The sequence below is a fragment of the Bacillus cereus group sp. MYBK216-1 genome, assembly GCF_051916495.1.
Taxonomy (GTDB): Bacteria; Bacillota; Bacilli; order Bacillales; family Bacillaceae_G; genus Bacillus_A; species Bacillus_A thuringiensis_K.
This window is the reverse complement of the sequence record NZ_JBQAGT010000018.1, coordinates 1-13,472: the sequence shown is the minus strand read 5'-3', so window position 1 is coordinate 13,472 and position 13,472 is coordinate 1. Positions and strand designations below refer to the sequence as shown.

Here is a 13,472-nt window from a genome sequence, read left to right as displayed (position 1 = left end):
AGAAATGACACTTCATCTGCCTTCACACTTCCGAATACTATTCCAAAAACAAACCCTTTTTATAGCTGTCTCGATTGTGAAAAGAGGACCTTCTTTTTTCACAATCGAGACGTCTTTCTATGATTTTTGGCCTGAATATATCAGTTTATTTGCCTCACCTACTTCCAACTCACCGGAAGCTAATTTACTCAAAATAGTATCAATATCATCCTCTTTATGATGATCCTCAAAAATTTGGCTAGGTACACAATCATCATCATTTTTTAATTCAGATTCAATATATAATGCCATTTCACGTATTGATGGGTAGGTAAAAATATCTGATACATCAATACGTGATGGGAATTCTTTTTCTATTTCCTTCATCAAATAGATAGCCGATATTGAATCCCCTCCTAAATCGTAAAATTTATCATCGATACCGATTTGCTCTAATCCCAAAACTTTTATCCAAACCTTTAAAATCTTATTTTCTATACTGTTATAATCAATATGATTAACCCGTACAAAATTCATTTCTTCACTGATTTTCTCTTTTGAAACTGTTTGATCTATGCGTTGTAAAATATCTGAAGATATCAGAAATTTAATCAAGCCTTTATGAACACCAAGTACTTTATAATCAATTTCTCCAATAATAACTTTTGAAATTTCCTTTTGGATGATTTCATCAAATGTATATATTGCTTCAATAGAGTTAATAGTCTTAAACCCATTATTATCCTTATGCTCTTCTTTACGCTTATCAATATACTCAGCGAGCATCCCTACATCATTCCAACCACACCAATTAATAGTCAATGTCTTTTGTTCAGGGACTACTAGACTCCTAAATTCCTCAAATGAATCCATGTAAGCATTGGCTGCCGCATAATCAGCTTGTCCCATACTGCCTCCCAATGACGTTATGGATGAAAACATAATAAAAAAGTCCAATTGATCATCTTTTGTAAGTTGATTCATTATCCATGTTCCATGAATTTTGGGTTTAATTACATTATCAAATACTTCTTTCTCTTTTCTAAAAATAAATCCCTCTCCAGAAACACCAGCCCCATGTATAACACCGTCTATTTTATTGAACTTTTTCCTTATCTCTCTAAATACTTCTTTTATTTCATGTTCATTCGCAACATTCGCTTTATAACATTCAACTCTCGAACCGCTCTCTTGTATTTCATTAATAGTTTTGATTTTATAAGCAATCTTACTTTTCTCACTCGCCGTTGCTGACAAGCCGGAACGCCCAATTAAAATTAAATTAACATTTTCCTTGGACGATATATATTTCGCCATTTCTAGACCTATTCCACCCATGCCACCAGTAATAACATAGACGCCATCTTTCTTAAATTCCACTTTCTCTTCTGGAAGAGCTTTTATATCAACATTCTGCAATTCTTGAACATATTTATCTTTATCTCTGTATGCAACCAGTTCTACTTGTTTTTTTGAGTTTATCTCAGTAATACAATCCTCCACACAAATCTTATCATCTATATCAATACATCTCACACTTAGTTTTGGATATTCCTTTTCTATGACCTTTCCAAAACCAAAGAAAGCTGCATTATGTGGTTTTATTTTAAATTCCTCACCATTAACCCGATGCGCAAAATCAGTGAATAACAATAGTTCCATACTATTTTTTGTATTCTTCATTATTGACTTAGTTAAATAAAATAAGCTTTCTAATCCTATAGATAGTTTTTTCTGAAGTTGTAGTAGCTCTTCATCTGTTTCATTATTGATTGTCATTAAATGAATAATTTGATTAATATTTTCATTTTCTATAGCTTCAAATAATTTGTCGTAATCCTCTTGTTCTCCACGAATTGTATACTTCCAATTACTAATTTTAGAAAATTGCTTTCCTAGTTCTACTTCAATAACAGATTTCCCATCGACTCTTAATTGCTTTGCAATTTTGTTAGATAATTCCCCTTCATTTTTGAACAATAAAATATTACGATTATCATATTTTCTTTCCAATATGTAATCTTTCTTGCTTACCCATGCTAACTTATGATACATTTGCTTGCTTTTATCTATTTTTTCTGTGGAACCATGAACTTTCTTTACAATATAATTACTTATTTCCCCAAATACCTCTCCAGCCTCATTTAATAGCAATATATCAAATTTACCAGTTTCCTCATTATCATTAGTTTTCTTTGTTATATAGCTATAAAACTTTTTAGGCGTAGATCCAAAGATTCGAAAGTTTTTATAATAATAAGGCAAATAACTTTCATCATTTATCGTAAAAGTAGCTGCATTTACAGCACAATCCATCATGGCAGGATGCAAACTATAGCAATCAAAATCGTTCTGGTACTCTTTCTTAATTTCTAGTTCGCATAATACTCCTTCACTATTTCTATAGATTGCATTTGTGCATTTCCACCTATCACCAACACTTACTATACTTTCTGACCTGTTTGTATCTTCTATAAAATAAACAGATTCATAGTCTTTTTGGTTTACATCTACTAAACTACGATTATTTTTCTGAATGATGTAAACAGACTCATAATTCTTTTTTAAAACTTCAATATCGTATTTTTTGGGTCTCTCTTTTACTTCCTTAACAATTAACGCTTCTGCATGCTTGACCCATTCCACTTCTCCTAACTTACTGACAACACTAAATTCTAACGCATCCTCTTTTATATTTATAATTGTATGGACTTCCCTTGTTTCCACATCTTTTACTTGTAAAAGGTGTGGGAACATTACGTTCTTTAAAACAATGTTCCATGAATCACCAAAATAGCGTTTTCCAATTTCTCTTGCTGTGTCTATATATGTAGTACCAGGAACAACATAAGAATTTTCCACTTTATGCTCATTCAAAATCCAATGATCTTTAACATTTAAATGTGACACATAGACTTCCATATTAAATGATTGTAAAACAAGATTATTGATTAAAGGATGTTTATCTTTCTCGCTAGAAATTGAATTACTCTTTTCTTTTAAATCTATCCACAATCTTTTTCCATCAAAAGAATAAGTAGGTAAGCTCACCTTTTGGAAATTAAATTGCCGATATAGTTCTTCAAAATTAACATCTGCTCCATTACAATACACTTCACTTAAAAACTGTAAATCACATTTGTTAATATGAGTGATATCTTTTCTTATTCTATTAATTATCCTCTTTATCTGATGGCTTGTATGCGACTCATTAATACGTGTAAAAAAAATGCTCCTCCCTATGAACCTAGTATTTTTTTCAATCATTTGAAAATAAATATCTTTATCTGGATATGTTTTCCATTCAGATCGAACTAATAACTCTAGTTTTTCTAATAATTCTTCTTTTGTTTTTATAATAAGGGCGAGCCTAAATTTATTAGCTAGCCTTCCAGTATTCACCGTATAACAAATGTCATGTAATTTAACTTCTTTCTCTTTCCCTAAAAATTCGACATAGCGGTTTAGTAAATTGAATAATGATTTTTTTGTTCTTGCTGATACTGTAAAAATATTTTCAGAAAAAACAGTTTCTTCGTGTTGCTCAATTTTAGGTGCTTCTTCTAAAATGACATGACAGTTGGTTCCACTTAAACCAAAACTACTAACACCACATCGATATACTCCGTCATTATTAATCCAATCCTGCACTCTATCATTCACGTAAACAGGCGACTCATGAAAATTAATATTTCTATTTGGAACTTTAAAATTTAAGCTTGGGGGAATTTTTTTATGTTTTAACGCCATGACTGCTTTAATTAAACCTGCTAATCCTGCCAAACTATCCAAATGACCAATATTGGTTTTTACAGAACTAATCGCACAAAATTGTTTACGATCTGTAAATTTGCTGAAGGCCTGTTGTATCGCACTTACTTCTATTGGATCACCCAATTTAGTGCCTGTACCATGAGCCTCTATATAGGTAATCGTTTTAGGATCTATATGTGCATCCTTCCAGGCATCTAAAATAACATTCTCCTGTGCAGTTACATTAGGGGCTGTGATTCCAACTGAACTACCATCCTGATTAATTGCACTTCCTTTAATAACCGCATAAATTTGATCTTTATCAAGAATTGCATTCTTTAGCGGTTTAAGTAGAATTGCGGCCACACCCTCACCACTATTTGTGCCATCAGCCTCATTATCGAATGTTTTTACAATTGAATCAGACGATGTAATACCAATATTCCATTTGTTCTCTTCTTCTGTTTTAGGAAAAACCTTTATATTTACTCCTCCAACTAAAGCCGTATCACAATCACGATTTCTTAAAGCTTGGCAAGCGGTATGGAGGGTAACAAGTGATGAAGAACAAGCTGTATCAATTACCATAGTAGGACCTTTAAAATCCAATATATAGGCTAATCTACTCGCAATAACCGACTTAATATTACCCGCAGTTGCTAAACCTAATAATGATTGATCTCCTTTTTCAATTAGCTTAAAATACTCATTTGATCCATCACTACTTAGCCCTACATATATTCCTGTCTTGGTTCCACATAATTTTCCGCCTCCATAGCCTGCGTCTTCTAAAGCATTCCATGCTGTTTCGACAAATAATCTTTGTCTAGGATCAATTAACTTAGCTTCATTAGGAATTATTTCAAAAAAATCACAATCAAATTTATTAATTTCATCTAAATAGGCTATTTTTGTGTAGTTCACATCTTTATTTTTATTTTTAATACCGCTGTATTCTAAATAATTATCAGCGTCTTTCTTTCTGTTTATAGGAATATCTCTGATTAATTCTTCCTCGTTTATCAATAAATCCCAATAATCATTTAAATTATTGGCCTTTCCAAATTTACCAGAAATCCCTATAATCGCAATGTCAGTTTCAGAAATATTATTAATTCCAATAACTTCTTTCCTCTGCTTCTCTTTAATTTCTAATTTATCATTTTTAAAAACAGAAGACTTTAAATCACTTAAACTTATAAAATCTGTTTTCATCTTCTCACCTCACTAATAGTAAGCAAAATTTGGTACCTTAAATCAAATTTCAAAATTCTCAAAATAGCGTTTCGTATTTGTTTCTTCAAACAATTGATTAAATCTTTCCTGTTGTTCATCTTTAGGAGTTCCTTTAGTTTGAAATACTGATTTTAGCATTTCTACAGCCATTTGCATTTGATCTATTGTAGGCATTTTGTTAGTTTCCTCTAGTTCAGTTTGAAGCATCGCAATTTTTTCATACGGCTTAATAACACCTCTCATGTATTCTTCATTATTCCAATTATTATTTTTAGTAGCCACCGCTATCCCCAAACTTCTTGAAATAATAGAATATTTGTTTTTTTGATGAGAGACTTCTTTTGCAAAAATTTTCTCCTTCATTTCTTTTACATCTTCTTTTTTGTCATAACTATATGCCCCAATATTTGATATATTGTTTCTTACAAGGTTCCTTAGCGTGGCCTTAGGGCCAAACTCAATCACATTATCTAATTCTTGTTGCCCCAAGTATTTCATTATCGCATGCCAATTTACAGGCTTTACAATCTGTTCTCCTAAAATATCCAATATTTGGTCCTTATCTTCATAAGGCAACGCCGTAACATTTGATAAGATCTTATATTTAGGGTCTTTAAAAGCGTATCTATTCAACTCATTTTTAAATTTCTCAGCTGCTAATTCCATTATCGGGGAGTGGAATGCAGCACTAACATTTAATTTGAAAATTTCTGCCCCTTTACTCTTTAACTCTTCACAAACCTGTACAACAGCCTCTGCTTCCCCTGATATCACAACATCTTTTTCCCCATTGTAATTTGATATACCGATAACCCTTCCACCTAAAGAAATTTTATAACTTTCTTCTTCAACAATTTTTTCATCTATATTTCTAATAACTGCCATAGCTCCTAGTCCATCATTTGCTATTTCTTTCATAAACATACCTCTGGCTCTTACAAGTTTTACAGCGTCTGAAAAATCAATGACCCCTGCACATACCAAAGCAGTATATTCTCCCAGGCTATGTCCTGCTAAATAATGAGGTTCTTCCCCTATCTCTTCCATGTAAACTCGGAATTGAGCCATACTAGTTGTAAGTATTGCAGGTTGTGTATTTTCAGTCTGAGAAAGCTCATTAGCATTACCTTCAAAACATAACTTCCCAAGATCAAACCCTAATACTTCACTTGCCTCATCATAAGTTTCCTTTGCAATAGCGAAATTATTATATAAATTTTTACCCATTCCTATATATTGAGATCCTTGTCCTGAAAATAAAAAACCTAATTTTGACATTTGAAAACCTCCAGCTATCTTATTTTTAATAATTAATTTAACTTAGCAAAGTTAACCTTACACTTTGATTATCCCTCATCTAAAAATGCAAGATTAACTTTGCCTCATTCTTACATTTATATTGAACCACTTACTGTACTTTTTGTTATAGCTCGAATCAACTCGATATATTTGTAAAATAAATCCTTAATTTTACTTTGATTCAGTTTTTGATCATTATATGTACATATAATTTCTACTTCACTATGTCCCTCATAAATTTCAAAAACCAAATCGTAAAACCTTAAATAATTAACATTCGGATTGTTCGATACTCTAAACAATGGGAAAATACAATGATCAATTACCGAATCAAATACTTCACTTAGAGAATTGATAGAATACTGTTGAGATTTTTTTACACTTTCAATTTTATCTTTTATAATTCTTATAATGTCATAAAAATTTTCTATATCTGATATATCAACAGATAATTGACTTATTTGCTCTTCCCCTTGATTATCTAGTTGAATAGTAACAAGATTTTTTCCACATGTATCAGCTAATAGGAACACATAACATGCTAGTAACAGATGATAGATTTCATAATTATCACCACAAATCCCCAGTAATCCTGAATACTCATATTCTGTTAATTTAAATTTCAAAAGAGGTTCTTCGTTTAAATAATCTTCCAACCAAAAATATTCTAAAGGTAATTCAATTGGCATTATATCCTGAGCTACTGGAGTGGATAGTTCTTCAAATTTCTCAATAGATTCAATAAATTGTGCCAATCTGTATATAGTTGGATGTGCAAAAATATCAGTAATTTGAATTTTTTTAGGATACAGTTTTTTAATTTCATTATGCATAGCTACAATTTTGATAGAATTGCCTCCTGCCTCAAAGAAATTATCATGAATTCCAATTTTTTCAATACCCAAAATACTATTCCATATATCCCTAATATTCCTCTGAACATCAGTCACCACTTCTTCGTAATCACTATTTAACTGTGGACGATTCTGAGTAGGTTCAGGCAAAGCTTTTCTATTTAATTTACCGTTTGTGGTCAACGGAATTTCATCAATCTCCATGTATATCTGTGGAATCATATACGTAGGCAGCATAGACGATAAATATTTAATTAATTCTGATGTATTGATTTTTTCTTCTGCTACATAATATAGCACTAATTCTTGTTCCCCAAATGAATTTGTTTTGCCAACTGCTATACATTCCTTAATCTTTCCATATTGATTTGCGACAATTTCAATCTCACCTAACTCTATTCGATATCCTCTAATTTTCACTTGATCGTCCATTCTTCCAACAATATCTATCTCTCCGCCAGGTAGCCACTTAGCCAAATCTCCTGTTTTATACATTTTCCCTATATTAACAAATGGATTTTTCACAAATCTTTTTACAGTTAATTCTTCTCTATTTAAATAACCTCTGGCCAAGCCATCCCCAGCAATACATAATTCACCTACACTCCCTATAGGAACTGTATTCCCAACGTCATCAATAATATAAACATGCGTATTTGCAATAGGTTTCCCTATATTTATACTATTTTCTTTGGTTAAATCTTTTATAGTCGACCATATAGTAGTTTCAGTTGGACCGTACATATTATAAATTTTGGAGTTTGTATATTCTTTAAGTTGGTAAAGTAAATCATCAGGAAAGGCCTCTCCGCCTACCATTATTAAATTCAATTTTTGAAAACATTCTTTGCTATTACTACTGTTTAACATTAATTTCAATCTAGAAGGAGTAAGTTGGATTGTATTTACTTCAGAATTAATAATAACTTTATTTAATAGATAAGGATCTTTTTGCTCCATCTCATTAGCAATTACTACTTTAAGACCCTTGATTAAAGGTAAAATCGTCTCTAAACCAAAAATATCAAAAGAGCATGTAGTCACTGAAAGGATTACATTATTATAAGTAAAGTCAATTCTTTCTGTTATTCCCTTAATAAAATTATGAAAGGCTCGGTGCTCGATAGCTACTCCTTTGGGCTTTCCAGTAGATCCTGAAGTATAAATTACATAAGCTAAATCCTCCGCTGCATTTATCTTCCCTATATTAGAATCCATTTGATGTTCTAACTCCTGTGAATCGATATTAATAATTGGTCCAGTAAAGCTCAAATGTTTCGAAAGATTCCCTTCTGTTAAAAGTAAATTCCCTTTACTGTCTTCCAACATATAGTCAATTCTATCTACAGGGTATTCTGGATCTAAAGGTAAGTAACACCCTCCAGCTTTTAATATCCCTAAAATTCCTACAATAAGATTACAAGATCTCCTTATTAAGATAGGAACAACAGTATTTTCCTTCACATAATTTCTTCGCAAAATTCGAGCTAATTTATTTGCCTTTTTATTTAATTCATTATAAGTTAAGGGTTCTCCATTAAACTCTAAAGCAACTGCTGTCGGTGTTCTTTCAACTTGTTCTTCAAATAACTCTTGAATAGTCTTTTCTTTTGAATATATTACTTCTGTATCATTAAATTCTCGTAATAACTTATTCCGTTCTACACCACTCACCATATCAATATCTGATACTTTCACTTCCCAGTCAAAACTCAAATTTTTTAAAATATTAATAAGATTATAAAGAATCGCACTTATTACGTCTTTACTATAAATATTGTTATTATATGTTATTTTCATATTTAACTCATTGCCAGGTATGATTAAAAGCTCTAAATCATAATTTGTTTGTTCAAACCCCGAAGTATCAGTTATTTTTAATTCTGATTCATAATCGCTATGAAAACTGGCTAGATTCATATCAAGTGGATAATTTTCATATATCACTACATGATTGATAAGTTTATTCTTCATATTGGTCAGCGTCTGGACCTCTGCTAACGAACAATAACTGTATGTATTAGCTTCAATAAAATCTTTATTTATTTTTTTGGCAAGTTCAATAAAAGATGTAGTATCTTTTGTTCTGACCCTTATAGGCACAGTATTAATAAATAAACCAACCATATTTTCAATACCATCAATCTCACTTGATCGACCCGAAACAACTGAACCAAATACAACATCATTTGTATTATTATACTTTTGAAGCAACACACCCCAAGCTGTTTGTATAATTGAACTTAAGGTAATACTATTTGCTTCTGCTAAATTTTTCAATTTGGCTGTTATGTTTTCAGTAAGCGATATTCGCTCTTGTCTACGTTTATATTTATCAACCTTTAATTGCTGTTCCGGAAACACTATCTCTTGTTCGTATGCATGAAGATAATTTTCCCAATATTCTAATGCGACTAACTTATCCTTTTGATCAAGCCACTTTAAGTATCTGCTATATGATACAGTTTTTTCTATCGGAAGTTCTCTTCCTTTAACAGCTGCTTTATAATTATCCATTATTTCTTTAAGTATGATTCCAATACTCCAACCATCCATAATGATATGGTGAAAACTATATATTATTTTAAATATATTGTTTTGAACCTTTATTACTGATACTCGAATTAGAACATCCTTTGTCAATTGAAAGCGATTGTCTCGATCCCTTATTTTAAAATGTTCTATATAATTTTCTTTTGTTTCGATATCCCAATGACTTATATCCTCATAATGGATTTTAATCTTCCTTTTTCTTAAAACCGCTTGCTTAAACAAACTAATATTCTCATAGAAAAATACCGTTCTTAATATTTCATATTTCTCTATAATTTTATTTAATATGCTATTGAGAATTTCCACATCAATTGTTCCTTCAACGGTCAATTCACTCTGCTCCAAATAAGCACTTGAATCATTTTCAATAATAGAGTTATACAACATACCTTCTTGCATTGGAGAAAGAGAATGAATTTTCTCAATTTCTTTACCACATGCAGTTATTTTCTTCAAATCCTCTAAATCTAGATCCGGATCTCCATAATCCCATGGAGTCTTTTCAGCTACTTTCTTGTTCTCACAATGATCTATGACTTCACTCAAACTTTTTTTGTAAATATTAGCAAACTTTTCTATTGTTTTCCGTTTATATTCCTTCGCATTATAGTTAAATATAAATCTTAACTGTCCTTCAATAACGAGACCATTAATCTCAATACTATGTAATTTTTTGTTTTCCCTTGAAATGCTAATACCAGTTGGGATATTAGAATAGCGGAACAGACCTTCACTTTCTTCTTGACCAAATTCACCAAGATAATTAAAACTAATTTCTGGTTTTAACTTAAAATGACTACCTTTTTCAACGTTTGATAAATATTTAAGAATTCCATATCCAATTCCTTTGTTAGGAATATGCCTTAATATTTCCTTTGTAAGTTTAATTGAATACGAGAGGTTATCGCTATAGCTCATATCCAAAGTAACTGGATATAATGAAGTAAACCAGCCTATTGTTCTATTTATTGAAATGTCTTTTAAAATATCCTCTCTTCCATGTCCTTCAAGACTCACACAAACTTTGTCAATGCCACACCATTTATTTACAGCCAAACCTAATGAGCAAAGTAGTATATCATTAATATGTGTATTATATGCTGCATTTGTTTTCCTCAATAGTTTCTCTGTTTGTTCTCTGGTAAAGCTTATACTAATCTCTTCCCCCTCTTTAGATAGGATATCGCATTCAGAAAAATCTTTTGGTAGCGTCTCAAACGGCGTTTCATCTATTTTTTTCCAAAATACTAATTCTTTCTGAATTTCTTTTCCCTTTGCAAATTCATTGAGCTTTTGAGCCCACTCTTTAAAGGATGTAGTTTTTTGAGGTAATTTTACTTCTTCTTCATTTTCTATTTTTAAATACAGTGTTTCTAAGTCTTCCAACAATATTCTCCATGATAGTCCATCAATAACTATATGATGAATTGCTACAAGTAGGTGGTCTCCTATTTTAGTCTTAAATAAACCTAGTTTTATTAAGATACCATCTTCTAAACTCATTCCTTTTTGAATTTCACTAGACAACATCTCGATATTTCTTTCAGGATTTTCCTCTTCTCTTAAATCATATAGATTTAAGCTAAATGCCTCTTCAGCTTGCTCAATCCCTCTATTCCATTGCTTAAATTCATTATTTTCTTTTATATACATCATTCTTAAGGCATCATGGTGTTTTACTATTTCTAAAAATACCTTTCTTAATACTTTTTCATCGATGCCATCTTGCTTGTAAAACATAAAGGCTTGATTATAATGATTTTCTTGTGAAAATTCCTGTTCGATAAACCATTTTTGAATCGGAACCAAATCAGCTTTACCTTCAACTGCCGACTGATTCACCTGGGTATCATCTAATTTAACATGTTCACGTAATTCTTTAATTCGAGGAAATTGCATTAAGTCTTTTATCTCGAGCCTCAAGTGATATTTTCGAAGTTCTGATACAATTAATATTGATTTTATTGAGTCTCCTCCAATTTCATAATAATTGTAATTAATACCTATCCGATCTATTCCTAGAATCTTCTCCCAAACTTTGACTAAAATCTCTTCTATTTTATCTCTTGGCTCTTCATATTTTGATTCTATTAATTCTGTTACATCAATAACGGGAAGCGCCATCGTATCTATTTTTCCATTTGAACTTAAAGGAATCTTGTCAATTTGAATAATATAACTTGGTACCATATACATCGGAAGTTCTCTAATTAATTTTTCTTTAATTTTTGAAATTCTCACTTTTTTATTAGATGTTATATAACTACAGAGAAACACATTCTCATTTTGATCTTTTTTTGCTATTACTACAGCTTCTTTAACATCTTTAATCTTTAAAAGCCGATTTTCTATTTCTCCGATTTCTATTCTATATCCCCTTATTTTAACTTGATTGTCTATTCGCCCTAGGTATTCCACATTACCATCTGGCATCCATTTCACTAAATCTCCAGTTTTGTACATTTTATTATTAGGTTCAAATGGGTTTTCCACAAATTTCATCGCTGTTAACTCTTCTCGATTTATATATCCACTTGCAAGTCCATCACCACTTACACATAATTCTCCAGCTACCCCAATTGGAAGTAGCTCCATGTTCTTCCCTAAAACATATAGTTTTGTATTACCTGCAGGTACACCAATCGAAACTGAAATCCCCTTATCTTTTTCAGCATTATATTTATAAATCATACATCCCACTGTTGCTTCTGTCGGTCCATATTCATTGTATATATCTATACTCCCATTGAATGCTCGATATACCTTTTCAGCTTGTTCTACTTTTAGCTCTTCTCCACCAACTATTAATTTCTTAATTTTTGATTTTGATAAATCCATATTTTCCAACAATCTTAAGTGCGTTGGTGTTAATTTTATAATATCAATTTTATTTTCCTCTATTATTCTTCTTATCAGTAGCGCTTTATCTCCCCCCTCATATATAACAATCTTGTTTCCTGTAATAAGTGGTATGTAAAGAGAAGTTACCGTTAAGTCAAACGCTATTGAAGAATATAGCGGAAAATTAAATGTACCATTATCTACATAACTCTTTTTTGCCCAATAAATATAATTAACAACCCCTTTATGCTTAACCATCACTCCCTTTGGAGCTCCTGTAGTTCCAGATGTATAAATTACATAGGCTAATTGATGTGGTTGATTACTATTCATTAAATTGCTCTTTTCTTGTTCATATAATGAATAATTTTTTAAATTTATCACCTTACCACTGTACTTAATGTCTTTTGCTAATTGATCTTTCACTAACAGTATAGAAGCTCCACTGTCACCTAACATGTAACTTATTCTGTCATTCGGATACTCTGGATCTATGGGTAAATATGCTCCCCCAGCCTTTAGTATCCCTAAAATCCCTACAATCATTTCTAAAGATTTTTCTGCTAAAACCCCCACAATGGACTCTTTTTTTACACCATTTTTTATTAATACTCTAGCTAAACTATTCGATTTTTCATTCAATTCCCTGTATGTCAATTTTTCATTATCACATACTACAGCTATATGTTCCGGCGTCTTTTCCACTTGTTCCTCAAATAATTGATGTATAGTTTTATCCTTCGGATATTCAACCACCGAATCGTTAAATACATTCAGTAATTTATCTTTCTCTTTCGCACCAATCATTTCCAACCTACATAGTGCCACTTCTAAATTTGATACTACATTATGTAGGAGATTAGTATAATGCTCTCCCATTCTTTCAACTGTTTCTCTTTTAAATAATTTACTACAGTATTCCAAATTAAATGTAATATGTTCATTGACCTCTATGGC

Annotated in this window: 3 protein-coding genes; all 3 read right to left on the bottom strand. The window is 31.2% G+C overall.

Translation table 11 applies throughout. From position 1 onward, the window contains the following. Positions 1 to 117: 117 nt before the first annotated feature. A complete protein-coding gene (locus tag ACTFRH_RS28655; RefSeq protein ID WP_000845234.1) occupies positions 118 to 4,947 on the bottom strand; it encodes a type I polyketide synthase in 4,830 nt (1,609 codons plus the stop codon). Between the two features lie 42 nt (positions 4,948 to 4,989). Further along, positions 4,990 to 6,246 (bottom strand): ACP S-malonyltransferase, encoded by a 1,257-nt coding sequence (gene fabD, locus ACTFRH_RS28650; protein WP_000040013.1) that lies wholly within the window; start codon positions 6,244 to 6,246, stop codon positions 4,990 to 4,992. 116 nt (positions 6,247 to 6,362) lie between these two features. Beyond that, positions 6,363 to 13,394, bottom strand: a complete 7,032-nt coding sequence (locus ACTFRH_RS28645) for an amino acid adenylation domain-containing protein (protein ID WP_440049338.1) — start codon at positions 13,392 to 13,394, stop codon at positions 6,363 to 6,365. Positions 13,395 to 13,472: the final 78 nt, after the last annotated feature.